At 60.3% G+C, this 18,353-nt stretch carries 15 protein-coding genes; 4 read left to right on the forward strand and 11 right to left on the reverse strand.

Annotation, left to right across the window (positions count from 1 at the left end; translation table 11 throughout):
* Nucleotides 1-4: 4 nt before the first annotated feature.
* A complete protein-coding gene (locus ASG19_RS23275) occupies nt 5-1,546 on the reverse strand; it encodes an aldehyde dehydrogenase family protein (RefSeq protein WP_062463614.1) in 1,542 nt (513 codons plus the stop codon).
* An 83-nt stretch (nt 1,547-1,629) separates the two neighbouring features.
* Entirely contained in the window at nt 1,630-2,913 is a 1,284-nt protein-coding gene (locus ASG19_RS23280) for an FAD-binding oxidoreductase (protein WP_062463617.1), read from the reverse strand.
* Nucleotides 2,914-3,005: 92 nt separating this feature from the next.
* Here ASG19_RS23280 and ASG19_RS23285 point away from each other — a divergent pair, with 92 nt between their 5' ends.
* Together ASG19_RS23285 and ASG19_RS23290 are read left to right on the forward strand one after the other, a co-directional pair.
* Nucleotides 3,006-3,941: a LysR family transcriptional regulator gene (locus tag ASG19_RS23285; protein ID WP_156466601.1), complete on the forward strand. Its 936-nt coding sequence runs from the start codon at nt 3,006-3,008 to the stop codon at nt 3,939-3,941.
* A 38-nt stretch (nt 3,942-3,979) separates the two neighbouring features.
* Nucleotides 3,980-4,216 carry an Lrp/AsnC ligand binding domain-containing protein gene (locus ASG19_RS23290; protein ID WP_062463623.1) on the forward strand — a complete coding sequence of 79 codons (237 nt, stop codon included), beginning with the start codon at nt 3,980-3,982 and terminating at the stop codon, nt 4,214-4,216.
* Between the two features lie 66 nt (nt 4,217-4,282).
* Here ASG19_RS23290 and ASG19_RS23295 read toward each other — a convergent pair whose 3' ends face one another.
* Together ASG19_RS23295 and purU are read right to left on the reverse strand one after the other, a co-directional pair.
* Nucleotides 4,283-4,480 (reverse strand): hypothetical protein, encoded by a 198-nt coding sequence (locus ASG19_RS23295; protein ID WP_062463626.1) that lies wholly within the window; start codon nt 4,478-4,480, stop codon nt 4,283-4,285.
* Nucleotides 4,481-4,966: 486 nt separating this feature from the next.
* Complete coding sequence (purU, locus tag ASG19_RS23300; RefSeq protein WP_062463629.1) at nt 4,967-5,851, reverse strand: formyltetrahydrofolate deformylase; 885 nt, start codon at nt 5,849-5,851, stop codon at nt 4,967-4,969.
* A gap of 364 nt (nt 5,852-6,215) precedes the next feature.
* Here purU and ASG19_RS23305 point away from each other — a divergent pair, with 364 nt between their 5' ends.
* Nucleotides 6,216-7,229 (forward strand): glycoside hydrolase family 5 protein, encoded by a 1,014-nt coding sequence (locus tag ASG19_RS23305; RefSeq protein ID WP_244476271.1) that lies wholly within the window; start codon nt 6,216-6,218, stop codon nt 7,227-7,229.
* A 41-nt stretch (nt 7,230-7,270) separates the two neighbouring features.
* On the opposite strand, the gene ASG19_RS23310 is transcribed toward ASG19_RS23305, so the two are convergent.
* Both ASG19_RS23310 and epmA read right to left on the reverse strand, forming a co-directional pair.
* Nucleotides 7,271-8,317 carry a lysine-2,3-aminomutase-like protein gene (locus ASG19_RS23310; RefSeq protein ID WP_062463632.1) on the reverse strand — a complete coding sequence of 349 codons (1,047 nt, stop codon included), beginning with the start codon at nt 8,315-8,317 and terminating at the stop codon, nt 7,271-7,273.
* A complete protein-coding gene (gene epmA, locus ASG19_RS23315; RefSeq protein WP_062463635.1) occupies nt 8,314-9,384 on the reverse strand; it encodes an EF-P lysine aminoacylase EpmA in 1,071 nt (356 codons plus the stop codon). Before epmA ends, ASG19_RS23310 begins: the two co-directional genes overlap by 4 nt.
* 162 nt (nt 9,385-9,546) lie before the next feature.
* Here epmA and efp point away from each other — a divergent pair, with 162 nt between their 5' ends.
* Nucleotides 9,547-10,116 carry an elongation factor P gene (gene efp, locus ASG19_RS23320; RefSeq protein WP_062463637.1) on the forward strand — a complete coding sequence of 190 codons (570 nt, stop codon included), beginning with the start codon at nt 9,547-9,549 and terminating at the stop codon, nt 10,114-10,116.
* Between the two features lie 130 nt (nt 10,117-10,246).
* Here the strand turns inward: efp and ASG19_RS23325 are convergent, their stop codons facing one another.
* The 5 genes from ASG19_RS23325 to ASG19_RS23345 all read right to left on the reverse strand — a co-directional run bounded on the left by ASG19_RS23325 (nt 10,247) and on the right by ASG19_RS23345 (nt 17,922).
* Nucleotides 10,247-11,695: an efflux transporter outer membrane subunit gene (locus tag ASG19_RS23325; RefSeq protein WP_062463641.1), complete on the reverse strand. Its 1,449-nt coding sequence runs from the start codon at nt 11,693-11,695 to the stop codon at nt 10,247-10,249.
* 112 nt (nt 11,696-11,807) lie between these two features.
* Nucleotides 11,808-14,918, reverse strand: a complete 3,111-nt coding sequence (locus ASG19_RS23330; RefSeq protein WP_062463643.1) for an efflux RND transporter permease subunit — start codon at nt 14,916-14,918, stop codon at nt 11,808-11,810.
* Nucleotides 14,919-14,984: 66 nt separating this feature from the next.
* Nucleotides 14,985-16,178, reverse strand: a complete 1,194-nt coding sequence (locus ASG19_RS23335) for an efflux RND transporter periplasmic adaptor subunit (RefSeq protein WP_062463646.1) — start codon at nt 16,176-16,178, stop codon at nt 14,985-14,987.
* Between the two features lie 145 nt (nt 16,179-16,323).
* Nucleotides 16,324-16,926 carry a TetR family transcriptional regulator gene (locus ASG19_RS23340; protein ID WP_062463649.1) on the reverse strand — a complete coding sequence of 201 codons (603 nt, stop codon included), beginning with the start codon at nt 16,924-16,926 and terminating at the stop codon, nt 16,324-16,326.
* Nucleotides 16,927-16,974: 48 nt separating this feature from the next.
* Entirely contained in the window at nt 16,975-17,922 is a 948-nt protein-coding gene (locus ASG19_RS23345; RefSeq protein WP_062463670.1) for a phosphoribosylaminoimidazolesuccinocarboxamide synthase, read from the reverse strand.
* Nucleotides 17,923-18,353 lie beyond the last annotated feature (431 nt).

Genomic DNA, 18,353 nt, shown 5'->3' on the forward strand with positions numbered 1-18,353 from the left:
AGCATCAGTCGATATCGAACTTGACGCCCTGCGCGAGCGGCAGGCTGCGGCCATAGTTCACGGTGTTGGTGGCGCGGCGCATATAGGCGCGCCACGCATCGGAGCCTGATTCGCGGCCGCCGCCGGTTTCCTTCTCGCCGCCGAAAGCGCCGCCGATTTCCGCGCCCGAGGGACCGATATTCACATTGGCAATGCCGCAATCGGAACCGCGCGCGGAAACGAAGGCTTCGGCTTCCCGGATGTCGTTGGTGAAGATCGAGGAGGACAGGCCCTGCGGCACATCGTTATGCAGCGCAATCGCCTCGTCGAAGTCCTGATATCGGATGACGTAGAGGATCGGCGCGAAGGTTTCGTCTCTGACCGGGCCGGTCTGATCAGGCATTTCAACGATGGCCGGGCGCACGTAATAGGCATCAGCCGCCTCGCCATCCAGCACGCGCTCACCGCCAACCACTGTGCCTCCGGCGGCCTTGGCTGCCTCGAGTGCTGCCTGCATCTTGTCGAAGGCTGCCTGATCGATCAGGGGGCCAACGAGATTGCCGTCCTGCAGCGGAGAACCGATGGTGACCGACTGGTAGGCCTTGGCAAGCCGGGGCACGAGCGCGTCATAAACGCTGTCATGGACGAAGAGGCGCCGCAGCGTCGTGCAGCGCTGTCCGGCCGTGCCCATGGCGGAGAAGGCGACACCGCGGAGGGTCAGATCGAGATCGGCCGTCGGGCTGACGATCGCGGCATTGTTGCCGCCGAGTTCGAGAATGGAGCGGGCAAAGCGCTTGGCCAGCCGCGGACCGACTTCGCGGCCCATGCGGGTGGAGCCTGTCGCAGACACCAGCGGCACCTTGTCATGATCAACGAGGATTTCGCCGATTTCGCGACCGCCGATCAGCAGGGTCGAGAGGTTCGCAGGGGCCTTTCCACCATCGGCGATATAGCGGGACAGCGCCTTTTCGAAGATCGCCTGTGTGGCGAGCGCGGTCAGCGGGGTCTTTTCCGAAGGCTTCCAGATGGTGGAATTGCCGCAGACGAGGGCAAGCGCTGCATTCCATGACCAAACGGCGACGGGGAAGTTGAAGGCGGAGATGATGCCGACGGGGCCGAGCGGGTGCCAGGTTTCCATCATCCGGTGCTCGGAACGCTCGGTTGCGATCGTCAGGCCGTAGAGCTGGCGCGACAGGCCGACTGCGAAATCGCAGATGTCGATCATTTCCTGGACTTCGCCAAGACCTTCGGATGTGACCTTGCCGACTTCGATCGACACGAGGCGACCGAGGGAAGTCTTGGCGGCACGCAGTTCCTCGCCCAGCAGCCGGATCAGTTCGCCGCGCTTGGGCGCCGGCACAAGGCGCCATTCGAGGAAGGCCTGATGCGCGGCATCGATCGCTGCTCTCGCATCGTCTGCGCTCACTTCCGGCAGCTTGCCGATTTCCGTGCCCGTGATCGGCGAGCGGACGGTGAGCGTCCCGCCCTTGTACTGGTCGGCTGTGACGCCGAGATCAGCAAAGATCTTGTCCACTTCGGCGACGAGGTCGAGTTTGGCGAGCGTCATGTCGGTCTCCGGATATCGAAATTTGGGGTCAATCTACAAATCGGGGCCGGTTTGACAACAGGTCCGCCGATATTCGTTCGGGGTCAGAAGCGTTCGCCCGTGAAATGAGCGATCTGGGCGCCGGCCTCGTAATAGGCTTCCTTGATGGTGCGAAAGCCTGGTTCGGTGATGCCTGTCAGCGGCAGCGGCAGGTCTTCCTCGGTGATCTCTCCGAGGATATGGCGGGCAAGAACCTTGCCGAAATTGGTGCCCGGCGAGATGCCGCGGCCATTATAGCCGGAAAAACCGATGACGTTGCGGCCGAATTTGTGGAAGCGCGGCAGGGCGTTGTCGGTCATGCCGATCTTGCCGTGCCATTCGGCTTCGAATTCCACGTCGCCAAGCTGCGGGAAAAGCCGCTTCAGCGACCGCCGTGCCCAGGATTTGTGGATGTCGAGGCCGGTTCCGCGCAATGCGCCGACGGACCCGAAGACAAGGCGGCCGGCTTGGTCCATCCGGAAGGAGGACAGGACTTCCTTCGTATCCCAGCAGCCTTCGGAATTCGGCAGGACCGATCCGCGCAGGTTGGCGGACAGCGGCTTTGTTGCCAGGTTGAAATAGGGCAGGTGCACCTGTTCGCGCCGTATCTGCGCCCATGGGCCGGTGCTGTAGGCGTCGGTCGATACGATGATCCAGTCGGCGTGAACTTCGCCGTCAGCAGTCTTGACGATCTTCTTGCCATCGGCCTCGGACGTCTCGATGACGGCGCTAGCCGTGTGGAGTTTCGCCCCGGCCCTGATGGCCACATGGGCGAGGCCGCGGGCATAGGCGAGCGGCTGAAGCGTGCCGGCGCGCATGTCGAGGAGCGCGCCCGAATAGGCGTTCGTGCCGATCCGGCGTTCGGTCTCTGCGGCATCCAGCATGGTGACCGGGGCACCGCGCTTTTGCCATTGGCGCGCGCGTTCCTCCAGTTCCCGCAGTCCCTTGTCACCGACAGCGCAGTGGAGCGTGCCGTTGGTTTCGAGCTCGCAGGCGATGGCGTGCTTCTCGATTAGTTCGCGGACGAGGTAGGGGCCGTTGCCGAGCAGGTCGAGTGCCCGTTCGCCGTAGAGATCGCCGAGTTCTTTCGGGAAATCGTCGGGCATGACCCACATGCCGGCATTGATCAGCCCGACATTGCGGCCGGCACCGCCGAAGCCGATCTCGGCTGCTTCCAAAAGGACGACGGCGACGCCGCGTTCCGCCAGATGCAGGGCCGCGGAGAGACCGGTATAGCCGCCACCGACGATCACCACGTCCGACGACGTTGATCCTCTCAGAGGAAGAGTGGAAGGAGCCGCAGGAGCAGTTCTTTCCCAGAGGCCGTGGGAGCGCTGGTCGTCGAGCATCGAAAGTTCCCGCACTTTATGTTTTGCAGACTTTACAGAACCGGTTTCCCAATGAATATCGACATAATCTCAACAGGTCATTCGCGGGAGGAATGACAATGCTCCCGCCAAGACGGTTTCTTCCATCGTTTTCGCTTCTTGCCGCCTTCGAGGCGGCGGCTCGCAGTGGCAGCGTCACTGCGGCGGCGCACGAACTCGGCCTGACCCAGAGCGCCGTCAGCCGCCAGATATCAGCGCTGGAGAAACAGCTGGGCGTGGCGCTGTTCCTGCGCGAGCGGCAAACGATCCGGCTGACGCTGGCCGGCGATGCCTATGCACGCGAGGTGCGCGAGGCGTTGCGGCGGATTTCCAATGCGTCGCTGAACCTTCGGGCCAATCCGTCCGGTGGAACGCTCAATCTCGGCATCCTGCCGTTTTTCGGCACGCGCTGGCTCACGCCAAGGATCGGCCGGTTTCTCGATCTTCATCCCGGCGTCGTCGTCAACCTGACCACGCGGCTCGAGCCGTTCGATTTCCGGTTCGATACGCTGGATGCGGCGATCCATTTCGGCTCGGCGCGCTGGCCGGGTGCTGCCCTGACATTCCTGATGGACGAGGATGTGATCCCGGCCTGCAGCCCGGCTTTCCTAAGGAAGCATGCCATCCAGGCACCGGGTGATCTGGTGCATGCGCCGCTGCTTCACCTCAACAGCCGGCCGGATGCCTGGGAGACGTGGTTCCGCACAGCGACAACCGAGTTCGACGCACTGCACGGCATGCTGTTTGACCAGTTCGCGACCATGGTCGAGGCGGCCGTCGCAGGTCTCGGCACGGCGCTGCTGCCGCGCTTCCTGATCGAACGCGAATTGCAGCAGGGGCTGCTGGTGGGGGCGGTTGCCGGGGGATCGATGGGGACGGGCCAGTATTATCTCGCCTATCCACCCGACCGCGCAACCTACCCGCCGCTTGCCGTGTTTCGCGACTGGATCTCGCGCGAGATCGAGGCGGATCACTTGCGATCACCGGCGCTATCGGCCAATAGTCCGTGAGATTGTTATTGTTTTGACCGACCGACGGGAAGACCCTGATGAAACCGATATTCGTCCAGCTTCGCTGCAAGCCCGGCAAGACCTACGAGGTCGCCGATGCGATCTACAAGACCGAGCTGGCTTCCGAACTCTATTCCACCAGCGGCGACTGGGACCTGCTTCTGAAAGTTTATATCAGCGGCGACGATGAAATCGGCCGCTTCGTCAACGAGAAGATTGCCTCGATCCCCGGTATCGAGCGGTCGCTGACGACGATGACGTTCACGGCGTTCTGATCCGTGATGCCTTACATAGAAAAGCCGCCTCAAGGGCGGCTTTTCTGTCTCGACGATCAGGTTTGATCAGGCAAGCGCCGTCGGCGCATTCGCGCGTGCACGCACCAACTCGCGAATGGCCGTTTTCACTTCGTCGGGCGAATTGAAACGCTGCTCATCGAGATCGATGACGTGAAACTTCACGGCAATGAATTTCAACCGGTCTTCATCCGGGATAACGATACCGACGGGCTCGCCGCCGAATTCTATAACTTGCTTCTGCATGGCATGCTCCCGCGTTTGCTGCCTAAAGCGCAGCACTGGCGAATGGATTTTCAGGAACGAAAGAACTGAAAGGTCTACATTCGACAGCACGGAAGGGAGCTACGCTCCGTGCCTAGCATCTTATACGCGAACCGACCGCAGGCGGCGACGTAAGCAGGTTTAATCATGTCACTCTCCCTCATGGCGTTGCGTAAAATGCCGACGGAAAACGTCCGTCGATCGAAAGTGGACTTTAGGTGACTCGCAGAATGCGATCAACGAAAATCCTTTTAAAGGAAATATTTTTCTGTCTGATGACAGTATCGCGGCGGAAATGTGAAATTTCATTCGCGATGGCCTGTCCTTCGACAAGCCAGGAAATAGGTGCGGGCCTCGTCTGCGACAAGATGAGACCGGCTAAAGTTATTGTGACACGTTGTTATCCGGCGCTGCGCCGACCGTCGGTAAACCGACAGTCGGATCAAAGCATTAGATGACTCGGATGGATTACCCCATACGCTCGGAGGCGTAGGAGCCGGGGCTCGGCGGGAAGACCACCGTGCGATTGCCGTTGATGAAGGTGCGGTGGTGGATATGCGCATGGATCGCGCGGGCCAGAACCTGGCTTTCCACATCACGGCCAAGCGAGACATAATCGTCGGGCGATTGCGCGTGGGTAATGCGCACCGTGTCCTGCTCGATGATCGGGCCTTCGTCGAGATCGGCGGTGACGTAATGGGCTGTCGCCCCAATCAGCTTCACGCCGCGCTGATAGGCCTGCTTGTAAGGGTTTGCACCCTTGAAGCTCGGTAGGAAGGAGTGGTGGATGTTGATGATCTTGCCCGACATTTTCTGGCACAGCTGGTCCGACAGGACCTGCATGTAGCGTGCGAGCACCACCAGTTCGGCCCCGCCTGCCTCGACGACATCAAGCAACTGGGCCTCGGCCTGCGGCTTGTTTTCCTTCGTCACCTTGATGTGGTGGAAGGGGATATCGTTGTTGACCACCTGCTTCTGGTATTCGAAGTGATTGGAGACGACGCCGACGATATCGATCGGCAGCGCGCCGATCTTCCAGCGGTAGAGAAGATCGTTGAGGCAATGGCCAAAGCGCGACACCATCAGAAGCACCTTCATGCGCTCCTCGGTATCGAAGATGTCCCATTCCATCTCGAACTTTTCGGCGATCGGCTTGAGGCCTTCGGCAATTGCCGGGCGACCGACGCCTTCTTCGGAAATGAACGAGACGCGCATGAAGAACCGGCCGGTATCCAGATCGTCGAACTGCGAGCTGTCGATGATGTTGCAGCCCTGTTCCGCCAGAAAGCCGGAAAGCGCAGCAACAATGCCGCGAGTAGAACGGCAGGTGACGGTCAGTACATAGCTCTTCATCGATAACTCCTTGGTCTGCACTTGGCGGAGATCCTTGTAGACATAACCACGCCGGCGGACCATATCCGAAGGCGCAGGAAAGAACAGAAATACGGAGGCGTTTTTCCGTTCCGGCTCAAAGCAATGGAACGTTCCACCCTTACAAACGGCAGCTTAGGCAAGGACGTCAAAAATTCCGGTCCTTTTGCGCCTTTCACGCGTTGATCACCGTCGCGGTGCTTGGTCCGCCGCGCATTTGTCATTCAATATTTTCGAATATTTATTTCGTCGGATTTTGTAAGATACGGGAGGAATGCTGGTGGCTAGATATGCGGGGCGGTTTCAGGGTAAGGCCTGGTTGGGTAGAAACCTCAGAAGCATTGCCTTGAGGGGAATCGCCTTGATCGGTGCGGCCAGTCTCGCGACGCAGCCGGTTTCCGCTGCCACGACCTGTATGCGGGGCATCAATCTCGCCGGTGCCGAATTCGGTAAGGTTGGCGATGCCTACGGTAAAGGCTACACTTACCCTTCCGCCGAAACGATCCGCTATTTTGCAAGCAAGGGCTTCACAGCCGTTCGGCTGCCATTTCTATGGGAAAGGCTGCAGCCCAAGCTCTATGCGTCGTTCGATCGGGCTGAGGCCAAGCGGCTTGCGGCTACTGTCGAGCTTGTACGCAAAGCCGGGATGGTCGTTATTCTCGATCCGCACAACTACGCTCGCTACAAGGGTGATCTGATCGGGACGGACAACGTTCCGCAAAGCGCGTTCGCCGACTTTTGGCGCAGGCTTTCGGTACGGTTTGGCACAGAGGCAGACATTGCGTTCGGTCTGATGAACGAACCGCATGGTATTGCAGCCGAAGACTGGGTGTCCGCCGCCAACGGTGCGATCGCGGCCATCCGGCAGGCCGGGTCCGCCAGTCTGATCCTTGTTCCCGGCACGGCCTGGACCGGCGCCCATAGCTGGTCTGCCGGCGATTACGGCACCACCAACGCTGCCGCGATGTCGGCGATCGTCGACCCGCAGAACAATTACGTTTTCGAGGTGCACCAGTATCTTGATCAGGATTTCTCCGGCAAGAATGACGAATGCTCGCGTGCCGCCGATGCGGTCAAGGCGCTCTCCGACGTCGGCACCTGGTTGAAGCAGAACAACCGGCGCGGCCTGCTGGGTGAATTTGCCGTTCCGCGCCAGCCGGAATGCCAGTCGGCATTGGTCGATATGGTCAAGGTCGTCGAGAGCAACCCGGATGCGTGGCTGGGCTGGGCCTATTGGGCAGCCGGTGACTGGTGGCCGGAAGACGAGATCCTCAACATCCAGCCGGTTCGCACGGTCGACAAGCCGCAGATGGCAACGCTTTTGAAAGCGATGTCGGAAAATGCTTCCTGCGGGCGGTAAGCCGTCAATATTTCACGTGAATCACAGAACGCGGACGCAATTCACGTCGGTGGATAGGTGTGTTCGTTGCCGCGAAAATCGCTGACGGAGTAGCAGCCGCCTTCAGGGCGCGCAGCGCTTTCGCCGATGACCGCCTTGCCGTGGCCGCCTGGAATATCAAGCACGTAAGTCGGCTGGCAAAGTCCGGAAATGGTGCCGCGCAGAGCCGAAACGATTCGCTGGCCCTCGGCGATATCGATCCGGAAATGGCCTGTGCCTGGCGCCAGGTCCGGATGGTGCAGGTAATAGGGTTTGATGCGCGTTTCGACGAAAGCCTTCATCAGGTCGCCGAGCACTTTCGGATCGTCGTTGATGCCTTTGAGCAGGACCGTCTGGCTGACCATCGCAAAGCCGGCGTCAACCAGCCTTGCGCAGGCAGCCCGCGCGTCCTCAGTCATTTCGCGGGGATGGTTGGCGTGGAGCGCCACATAGATTGTCTTGCCGCTTTCCTTCAGCGCCGCAATCATCGGCGCATCCACCCGCTCGGGCTCGACCGCCGGCACGCGCGTATGAAAGCGCACGATTTTAACATGCTCGATTTCAGCCAATCCAACCATGATCACGGAAAGCCGGCGCGGAGACAGGACAAGCGGATCGCCGCCGGTCAGGATGACTTCCCAAATTTCCTCATGAGTGCGGATGTAGTCGAGCGCGGCCGTTAGTTCGTCCGGCGAAAGCGTTCCATCCCCCTGCGGGCCAACCATTTCACGGCGAAAGCAGAAACGGCAATAAACAGGACAGATGTGCACGGCCTTCAGAAGGACGCGGTCCGGGTAGCGGTGGACGATGCCTTTGACCGGACTATGCGCCGCGTCGCCGATCGGATCGGCCCGTTCGTCCGGTGTGCCGACAAGCTCGGCCGCGTCGGGCACGAACTGTCGTGCAATCGGATCGGCGTCATCGGTCGGGTCGATCAGCGAGAGGACCGTCGGCGTCAGCGCGATCGCGTAACTGCCGGCGACGGCACGGATGCCGTCGAGACGGTCTTGCGCAATCAGACCTGCATCGGCCAGTTCCTCGGGCGTTTTCAAGGTACGCGCCACGCTCACGGCAGAACCTCGGCGACGGGCGCCCACAGGACCTGGTCGATACGGGTCGCGCCGGTTGCGAGCATCGCCAGGCGATCAAAGCCCAGCGCTGCGCCGCTTGCCTGCGGCATGATCGAAAGCGCTGACAGGAAATCCTCGTCGATCGGATAGGTCTCGCCGTAGATGCGCGCTTTCTCCGCCATGTCGTGCTCGAACCGGCGGCGCTGTTCGGCCGCATCGGTCAGTTCGCCGAAAGCATTCGCCAGTTCCACGCCGCATGCGTAGAGCTCGAAGCGTTCGGCAACGCGGGGATCGCGGGCCGAGGGTCGGGCGAGGGCTGCTTCCGAGATGGGATATTCGCAGAGGATCGTCGCGCTACCCTGACCGAGATGGGGTTCTATCTTCTCGACCAAGACCTTGCTGAATAGATCCGCCCAGGTATCGTCCTCTGAAACCCGGAGGCCGGTGCGGGTGAGTTCGGACGCGAGAGCGTCGCGATCGGTCGCGCCATCGGTTTGCACGGACGAAAGCAGGTCGATCCCGGCGTAGCGGAGAAACGCCTCCGCCAGCGTCACGATCTCAGGTTTGGCAAAGGGGTCGGTTTGCATGCCGCGAAACGAAAATTGCTTCGTTCCCGTGGTCTCGGCGGCAAGCTTCAGCATGTCGGCGCAGTCGGCCATCAGCTGCTCGTAGTTTTCACCAACCCGGTACCATTCCAGCATGGTGAATTCCGGGTGGTGCAGCGGTCCGCGCTCCCGGTTGCGATAGACATGCGCGAAGGTGAATATGCGCTTCTCGCCGGCCGCAAGCAGCTTCTTTGCAGCAAATTCCGGCGAAGTGTGCAGGTAGAGTGGCGTTGCGCGGCCGTCGATCGTCAGCGCTTGCGTCGCGAAAGCATGAAGGTGGGTTTCGTTGCCGGGCGATACCTGCAAGGTCGCTGTGTCGACCTCGATAAAATCCGCCTTGCCGAAGAAACCCCGCAGCGCCGTTTGAAGCGCGTTGCGGCCCATCAGGAAAGGACGCCGGTCGGCGTGACTTTCCGGTGTCCACCACGGGGCAGATCGGGCTTCGGAGTGAAACAGGCTCATTTCGGCTTTCTTCGCGGGTTCTTGCCCGCAAGGCTTCCACTTTGCGCGTTTTTGCGGTAGTTGCCCGGAAAACAGATCATCCGTCCTTCAGGCCGGTTATCGCCCGGTCCTCTACGACGCATTCCCGGCAGTTACAAGCCGGCACGCCAACAAGGAATTCAAATGGTCAAGGTCATCGCATCTTCCGTCCGCAAGGGTAACGTCATCGACGTCGACGGCAAGCTCTATGTGGTTCTCACCGCCGAGAACTTCCACCCCGGCAAGGGCACTCCGGTGACCCAGGTCAACATGCGTCGCATCGTTGACGGCGTGAAGGTGTCGGAACGCTGGCGCACCACGGAACAGGTCGAGCGCGCCTTCGTCGAAGACGTCAACTTCCAGTTCCTCTATGAAGACGGCGAAGGCTTCCACTTCATGAACCCGGAAAACTACGATCAGATCGTCGTGGACGTGGATACGATGGGCGACCAGAAGGCGTATCTGCAGGAAGGCATGACCTGCGTCCTGTCTATGCATGAAGGCATCGCGCTCGCGCTGCAGCTGCCGCGTCACGTCACGCTCGAGATCGTAGAGACAGAGCCGGTCACGAAGGGACAGACAGCATCGTCCTCCTACAAGCCGGCGATCCTGTCGAACGGCATCCGCACGGCCGTTCCGCCGCATGTTGATACCGGCACCCGCGTCGTCATTGCCACGGAAGACAATTCCTACGTCGAGCGCGCCAAGAACTGATCGAAGCATCAGGCTTCATTCGAGCATAAAAAAAACCTCCGAGCCGCAGGCTTCGGAGGTTTTTTGTTGTCTGGCGATCCCGCGAGAAGGAAAGGGCCGGCGAACCGGCCGGTCCATCCTGTTTCGCTGTTTAGTTTTTCAGAACCAGCTTGGCAGAGGCCACCTGCGCCGTCGGTGATCCGAAGGCATAACCGCCACCGAGTGCGACGTTGAGCGAGACATAGTCCTGCGCCATCTGCTGTACGGCCTGGGCCAGGCTTGCCTGGGCGGTGGAGACTTCGCGCTGCGCGTCGAGAACGTCGAGCAGCGAGGAGGCGCCATCACGATAGCTGGCGGTTGCGAGCTGCAGAGCTTCCTCGTAGGATTTCACGGTCGCACGGAGCGCTGCCACGGTGCGGCCATCGCGGGCAACGGCGGCAAGCGCGTTCTCGACTTCCTCGACGGCATCGAGAACCGTCTGCTTCCAGGACAGATAGGCTTCGCGGGCTGACGATTCGGACGACTTGACGTTGGCACGCAGGGCGCCGCCGTCGAAGATCGGAAGAGACAAGGCCGGACCGAAGGACCAGGACAGGATGCCACTTTCGCCGCTTCCGGCAACGCGGGTGTAGGATGGCGAAATGGAGCCACCGAGCGTAATCGCCGGATAGAGCTGTGCTTCGGCAACGCCGATCTGCGCAACTGCTGCGGCAAGCTGCCGTTCGGACGCACGAATGTCAGGTCGATTGCGGATCAGGTCGGCGGGAATGCCGGTCTTGGTGCTGTAGCGGGCGACCGGCTGGCGGGCACCGCGCTGCAGTTCAGGAAGCAGTGTGGACGCTGGCATGCCGAGAAGCGTCGCGATGCGATGCGCCGCGGTGCGATACTGGGTCTCGAGACCTGGCAGCTCTGACAGTGTCGAGTTTACAAGACCTTCGGCCTGAACAACATCCAGTCTGGAGGCAGCACCGGCTTCCAGCTGAAGCTTGGTGAGATCAAGCGTTTCACGGCGAGAACCGAGGTTCTTTTTGGTGATCGCGATACGCTCCTGATAGTAGCGCACATCGATATAGGCTGCGGCAACCTGCGAAAGCAGGCTCAGGCGCGCAACGTCGACGCTTGCATAGGCGGCGTCGAGACTGGCAAGAGCCGATTCCTTGCTGCGGCGGTAGAGACCGAACAGATCCAGGAACCAGGACGCGCTGGCTCCACCGACGGCGGATGATTGCGGTGCGGTCGATGTTGGACCGAGCCGCCCGCCGATGTCCTTCGTGCCGCTGCGCTCGCCCTGCGCATCGATATCGAGCGACGGAAGACCGCCGGCGCCGGCACTGACGACGGACGCCTGGGCCTGATTGATGCGTTCCAGGGCCTGAAGAACGCTGAGGTTCTGCGACAGGCCCGTCTGCATGTAGCCGTTCAGGCGCGTGTCGGAAAACGCCGTCCACCAAGCCTTCATGGAAACGTCGCCATTGCTCGTCTGCGCACCCTCGGCAAACTTCGAAGGAAGGGACACTTCCGGCGCCTGATGGTTCGGTCCGACCACGCAGCCGGAAAGGAGGAGCATGACGAGAGGGGCGGCTACGCGAATGGATGTCATATCTTTGTCCCGAAACGCTTAAGAATGGGGCCCCGCGAACAGCGGAGCAAATCACTGCACAGCCTCCCGCTCAGACGAGCGGCGATTCGATGCTGGCAATCCGTTAACAGATTCACACTGTCTTCACTTGTTTTTCACGCTTTGATAACCGGCGCACAACAACAAAGAAGGACGGAACGAAGAAAATTCCGAGCAGTGTTGCAGAAAGCATACCACCCAGCACGCCGATGCCGATGGCGTTCTGAGCGGCAGAGCCGGCACCCGTTGCGATCGCAAGTGGTACCACGCCGAGAATGAATGCGAGCGACGTCATGATGATCGGACGGAGGCGCAATCTTGCGGCCTCGAGGGTCGCTTCGAGCACGCCCATACCTGTCTCCTGACGATCCTTGGCGAATTCGACGATCAGGATGGCGTTCTTCGCCGCCAATCCGATCGTCGTCAAAAGACCGACCTTGAAATAGACGTCGTTCGACTGGCCAAGCAGATAGGCTGCAGCCAATGCGCCAAGGACGCCGATCGGAACCGCGAGAATGACCGAGAACGGAATCGACCAGCTTTCATAAAGTGCCGCAAGGCAGAGGAATACGATCAGAACGGACAGGCCGTAAAGCATGGGAGCCTGGGAGCCAGACAACCGTTCCTGATAGGAGATGCCCTGCCAGGCCACGGAGTAGCCACCCGGCAATGCCGCAGTCAGCTTCTCCATCTCGTCCATGGACTGACCGGTGCTGACGCCGGCGCCGGTCGCGCCGTCAAGCGATATGGCACTGACGCCGTTGAACCGCGCAAGCTGCGGCGTGCCCGTGTTCCACTGGACGGTGCTGAAGGACGAAAACGGGACCATCTCGCCGCCGGTGTTGCGGGCAAACCAGTATTTGAGGTCCTCCGGCTGCATGCGGTAAGGCGCATCACCCTGCACATAGACGGGCTTCAGCTTGTTCTCGAGCGTGAAGTCATTGACGTCGCGACCGGCAAAGATGGTGGTCAGCATCGAATTGACCGAAGCGAGGTCGACACCCATCGCACCCAGCTTCTCCTGGTCGAGCAGGATCTGCAGCTGCGTTTCAGTTCTCTGCGAGTTGCTGCGCAGCGAGCCGATATTGCGGTTGCTGCCGGCGATCTGCATCAGCTGCTGCGATGCGCTCGTCAAAGCGGGATTGCCGTTGTTGCCGCTGTCGACAAGGTACATCGAAAAGCCGCTAGAATTGCCGAGGCCCTGGATTGCTGGTGGCAGAAGCGCAAACACCTGCGCGTCACGCAGTCCGAAGAAATGGCGCTGAGCCCGCTGCACAACGGCGGCCGCTTCCTGCTGCGGCTCGGTGCGAACGTCGAAATCCTTGAGCTTGGCAAAGATCATCGCATTGTTCTGGCCGGTGCCGTTGAAGCTGAAGCCCATCGCACCGAACACCGAAGCGACACTGTCCTTCTCGTCGTTGAGGAAGAAGGACTCGATCTGCTTGACCACTTCCTCGGTTCTGGCGGTCGTCGAACCGTTCGGAGTCTGGACGAGCACCATCAGAACGCCCTGGTCTTCCTGAGGAAGGAAGGAGCTGGGGAGCCTTGAAAACAACAGACCGCAACCGCCGACAATCAGTGCGAAAAGAAGCATGACGCGCAGCGGCCGCTTCAGAAGATACCCGATCGATCCGACATAGCCGTTTGTCGTCTTGTCGAAGCCGCGGTTGAACCAGGCGCCGATACCCTTGTTCTTCTTCTCGTGATTGACCGGCTTCAGGATCGTCGCGCAAAGCGCCGGCGTCAGCACGATCGCGACCACGGCCGAAAGCAGCATCGCGGAGACGATCGTGATCGAGAACTGGCGATAGATGATGCCCGTCGACCCACCGAAGAAGGCCATCGGAATAAACACGGCCGTCAGAACCAGCGCGATGCCGATGATGGCACCGGTAATTTCGTGCATGGACTTTTCGGTCGCCTCGAGCGGCGACAAACCTTCCTCGTCCATGATGCGCTCGACGTTTTCGACGACGACGATCGCGTCATCCACGAGAAGGCCGATCGCCAGCACCATGGCGAACATGGTCAGCGTGTTGATCGAATAGCCCGTCAGCGCCAGGATGCCGAAGGTCCCGAGCAGCACCACCGGAACGGCGACCATGGGGATCAGCGTTGCCCGCAGGTTCTGAAGGAAGACCAGAAGCACCACGAACACCAGAACGATCGCTTCGATCAGCGTGTGAATGACCTTCTCGATCGACAGCTCGACGAACGGCGTCGTGTCGTAGGGATAGGTGATGCTGACATTTTCGGGAAGCGTCGGCTCGACCCGGTTGAGGGCGGTTTTTACCCTTTCGGCGGTATCAAGCGCATTGGCGCCTGTCGCGAGGTTGACCGCAAAGCCCGCCGCCGGCTTGCCGTTAAAGCGGGAGCTGCCTCCGTAGCTTTCCTGGCCGATCTCGACACGGCCGATATCCGATATTCTGACTGTTGCGCCGTCCTGTCCGACTTTGAGGATGATCCGCTCGAAGTCGTCGACGGTGGTCAGCTGGCTCTGGGCTGTCATGGTGACGGTGAGCTGCTGACCTTCCGACACGGGCTGCGCCCCGAGCGAACCAACGGACACCTGGGTATTCTGCGCTTCGATCGCGGATGTGACATCGGCCGACGTCAACTGGTATTTCTGCAGCTTGAAGGGATCGAGCCAGACGCGCATTGCATAGCCCGAGCCGAAGATATTGATGCTGCCGACGCCTTCCAGGCGCTTCACCTGATCTTCGATCTGGGTCGAGAACACGTCGCCGAGATCGACCGAACTGCGTTTGCCGTCCGACGACACAAGCGCGCCGACCATCAGGATACTGGAGGTGGAGCGAGAGACTTCGATGCCGGACTGCTGCACGACGTCAGGCAGCTGCGACTGTACCAGCTGCAACTTGTTCTGCACCTGAACCTGGGCGATATCAGGCATGATCGAGTTGCCGAATGTCAGCGTGACGGTCGCGCGTCCCGTTGACGACGACGAGTTCATGTAGGTGAGATCGTCGAGACCGGTCATGCCGTCCTCGATGATCGTCGTCACCGATTTCTCGACGGTTTCGGCGCTGGCGCCGTTATAGCTGGCAGAAATGCGCACCGTGGTCGGGGCGATATCCGGATATTGCGAGATCGACAGCGTGGTGATGGCAAGCGCACCACCGAGCATGATCACGATCGCAATAACCCAGGCGAAGACGGGCCGCCGGATGAAGTAATGGGCCATTCACTTGTTCCTTGCCGTATTCGGGGCGGCGTTCTTCGCGTTGTTGCGGGATGCGGACCTCAACCTCTACGGCTTCGGCGCATCAACCTTCGGCTTCTCGACAGTAAATCCCTGCTCGTTGACCGTGACTTCGACAGGCTGGACGGCGGCGGCGTCGGCAATCCACTGGAACCCGTCGACGATCAGGCGATCGCCATCCGCGATGCCGTCGGTGACCAGCCAGTTGTTGCCGGATGTGGTGCTCACCGTGAAGGTCCGCGTTTCTACCTTGTTATCCGCGCCAACGAATTTCGCCGTCAGTTCACCACGGGCATTGCGGGTCGCGGCACGCTGCGGGATCAGATAGCCGTTTTCGTTGCCAAGCGTCACCGTCGCACGCACATACATGCCGGGCAGAACGATATTGTCCGGGTTGGGGAACACGGCACGGATCTGAAACGTGCCGGTGGTTTCGCTGACAGCCATTTCCGACATGTCGAGCTTGCCGGCAGGTTCGTAAGCCTTGCCGTCCTCCAACCGCAATCGGATCTCGGCGTTGCGCGGATCGCCGGTGACCCGGCCGGACGCAAAGGCTGCACGAAGCTCCAGGAGATTGGTGCTGGAATCGATGAGATCGATATAGATCGGATCGAGCTTGCGCAGTGTCGACAGCGCGTCGGTCTGGTTGGCGGTGACGATATTGCCGAGGCTGACATTGGAGATGGTCGTGACGCCATCGAAGGGCGCCCTGATCTTGGTCAGGTCGAGATCGATCTCGGCCGATTGCAGAGCGGCCTGCGCCTGCGCCACATCGGCCTGGGCCTGCAGCAGGGTGACCTTCGCATTTTCATATTCGATCTGCGTCGCACCGCTGTTGACCAGCCGCTCGTAGCGGGTGAGGTTTGCCTGCGCGGCCGGGATGCTGACTTCGGCCTTGGAAAGGCTCGCTCTCGCCTGCGCGACGGTCGCCTCGTAAAGATTGTCCTCGATCTGATAGAGGATGTCGCCCGCCTTGACTTCGCTTCCTTCCTTGAAGCTGATCTCACGAATGGCGCCGGTCACACGCGGCCTGATCTGGGTCGTCTGGAATGCAACGGCGCGGCCCGGCAAAATCGAGGTAATCGGCCGCTCGGCCTTTTGCATGACGACGACACTGACGGCCTGCGGCGGCTTCTGAGGTGCGCCGCCGGCTGGAGCGTTTGCGGTCTGCTGATCGGAATCGCTGCAGGAGGCGAGCAAGACCGTGAAAAGGAGGGGGAGAAGCAGTTTGCGACGGGTCATCGTTGGATCCAGGGCCGGTCGTTGCGCATTCCGAAGAACCGGATTTCCTCGGGAGGGACAGGTTAACCCACAAGAAGCGGGAGGAAGCATGGCAAGGGGCGGAACCGCCACAGCCCAGCCTCGAAGTGACGTAATTCACTTATCGTCACTTTGCAAGCGGGCTTTGCAGTGCAGCATTCACGAGTTCGACAAGTCCGTCGCAGCGGGCATGCAGCTCCGCCTCGTCGGCATGTATAAGAAAGACATGGTGGAGGACCCCTGCAAAGCAAGGGGCAACGCTCCGCCCGATGGTACTTTCCGGTGCGGACTTGTAGACCCCGGTTTCGAAGCCGTGGCGAACGACGCTTTCGAAGAGATCCTCAATGAGCTTTCGATAATGCCGGCCGCTGGGCAGGTCGGTACTTGCCATCATGGCCAGCATTTCGAAAAACAGCGGATTATCCCTGATATCGGCCAGATGCGCGTCCATCAGGCGGCGCGCGACAAGCCCCAGCCTCGCCGGCGCCGGGACGGAATCGTCCTTCGCGTCGAAGCGACCGATCATCCTGGTGGTGTGCCGGTCGCAGATTGCATCCGCAAGCACCGTCTTGGATTGAAAGTGCTTGAAGACATTGGCGGGCGACATCTGCAATTCGGCTGCAAGGTCGGCGATCGAAAAGCCGGCAAAACCCTTCTTCCTGAGCAACGCTTCGGCGGCTGTCAGGATATCCGCTTTTGTCTCTTCCGCCTTGCGCCTTGGTCTTCGCACGATGTCCTCAAGTGTGTGCCGCCGATACCGCCCGGAGACTGCTGCTGATCAAGTACCGAAATACGGCTCGAGGTTCTTGCGAATGCGCGCCAGCACCGTCTCGCCGCTCTCATCGGGCACGAAACGCGCGCCCGTGATCGTTTCATACGCGGTTCGGTAAACCTTGGCCGTTTCCTCGATCAGATCGGCCGGGATTTCCGGAATATCGTCCTTGTAGGGATCGCAGCGTTCGACCACCCAAGAGCGGATGAAATCCTTGTCGAAGCTTTTTGGACGGCCGCCGGTTGAAAAGGCGTCGTCATAGCTGTCGGCAATCCAGTAACGACTGCTGTCGGGCGTGTGGATTTCGTCGGCGAGAATGATTGTACCATCCGTGTCGGTGCCGAACTCGTATTTCGTATCAACCAGTATGAGGCCGCGTTTTGCCGCAAGCTCCTGGCCGCGGGCAAACAATGCCAGCGCATAGCGCGACAGCGTTTCCCACTGTTGGGCCGTCAGCAGTCCCTGCGCAATGATATCATCCGGCGTCAGCGGTTCGTCATGACCGCCGTCGAATGCCTTGCTGGTGGGGGTGATCACCGGATACGGCAGGACCTGGTTGTCCCTCAGCCCGTCGGGCAGCTCGAGACCATACATGCGGCGCTGACCCTTCTTATAGAGTGTCAGAAGCGATGTGCCGGTCGTGCCGGCGAGGTAGCCGCGCACGACGATCTCGACGGGCAGGATATCCAGCCGCTTGCCGATGACGACATTCGGGTCCGGATAGGAGATGACGTGGTTGGGGCAGATATCGGCCGTTGCATCGAACCAGTAGCGGGCAGTCTGCGTCAGCACGTGCCCCTTATCCGGGATTGCCGTCAGGATCCGATCGAAAGCACTGATTCGGTCGGTCGAGATGATGATGCGCGAACCGTCAGGCAGATCGTAGTTATCGCGCACCTTGCCGCGATAGTAGTTTGGCAGTTCCGCGATGAAGGCTTCGTCTAATACGCGCACGGTCATGGCTCTCTCTATATAGAGGCGGCTTGCAAGGCCTCGATGATATCAATCCGAGCTGTGGCTATGCCATGTTTTTCCGCGCCGGCACAAGGCGATTGCCGGGATGGAGATGCGTCGCAGGAGGTGAGGAAGCCGGAACCAGCGATCCGTGGTCCGCAAGGGGAGCGACAGACGGATTGGAGTTCGGGAAACCGGGCCCTGAAAGCCTCCTTGCGCTTTAAAAGGCGAATTATTGCGTTAATTCAACGACTTGCATTTTTATTGAAGTTTTTGCGACTAGGCCTGTTGACTTGAACTGGGGGTGGGATCTATAACCCGCTCACTGAACGAGGGCGGCGGCGCTGCTAGCGACGGACTTCTTCGTTTCGGTGAAAACCTAAAAAGATTGGCAGATGCTGATTGGGGCCGGGTTACGGTTTGGCTCTTGG

It is taken from the genome of Rhizobium sp. Leaf306 (genome assembly GCF_001423425.1).
Taxonomy (GTDB): Bacteria; Pseudomonadota; Alphaproteobacteria; order Rhizobiales; family Rhizobiaceae; genus Neorhizobium; species Neorhizobium soli.

Coding starts and splice junctions, on each gene's coding strand:
- ASG19_RS23280 (WP_062463617.1), bottom strand. CDS start 2,913: ATGCTCGACGACCAGCGCTCCCACGGCCTCTGGGAAAGAACTGCTCCT.
- ASG19_RS23285 (WP_156466601.1), top strand. CDS start 3,006: ATGACAATGCTCCCGCCAAGACGGTTTCTTCCATCGTTTTCGCTTCTT.
- ASG19_RS23290 (WP_062463623.1), top strand. CDS start 3,980: ATGAAACCGATATTCGTCCAGCTTCGCTGCAAGCCCGGCAAGACCTAC.
- ASG19_RS23330 (WP_062463643.1), bottom strand. CDS start 14,918: ATGGCCCATTACTTCATCCGGCGGCCCGTCTTCGCCTGGGTTATTGCG.
- ASG19_RS23295 (WP_062463626.1), bottom strand. CDS start 4,480: ATGCAGAAGCAAGTTATAGAATTCGGCGGCGAGCCCGTCGGTATCGTT.
- ASG19_RS23335 (WP_062463646.1), bottom strand. CDS start 16,178: ATGACCCGTCGCAAACTGCTTCTCCCCCTCCTTTTCACGGTCTTGCTC.
- purU (WP_062463629.1), bottom strand. CDS start 5,851: ATGAAGAGCTATGTACTGACCGTCACCTGCCGTTCTACTCGCGGCATT.
- efp (WP_062463637.1), top strand. CDS start 9,547: ATGGTCAAGGTCATCGCATCTTCCGTCCGCAAGGGTAACGTCATCGAC.
- ASG19_RS23325 (WP_062463641.1), bottom strand. CDS start 11,695: ATGACATCCATTCGCGTAGCCGCCCCTCTCGTCATGCTCCTCCTTTCC.
- ASG19_RS23275 (WP_062463614.1), bottom strand. CDS start 1,546: ATGACGCTCGCCAAACTCGACCTCGTCGCCGAAGTGGACAAGATCTTT.
- epmA (WP_062463635.1), bottom strand. CDS start 9,384: ATGAGCCTGTTTCACTCCGAAGCCCGATCTGCCCCGTGGTGGACACCG.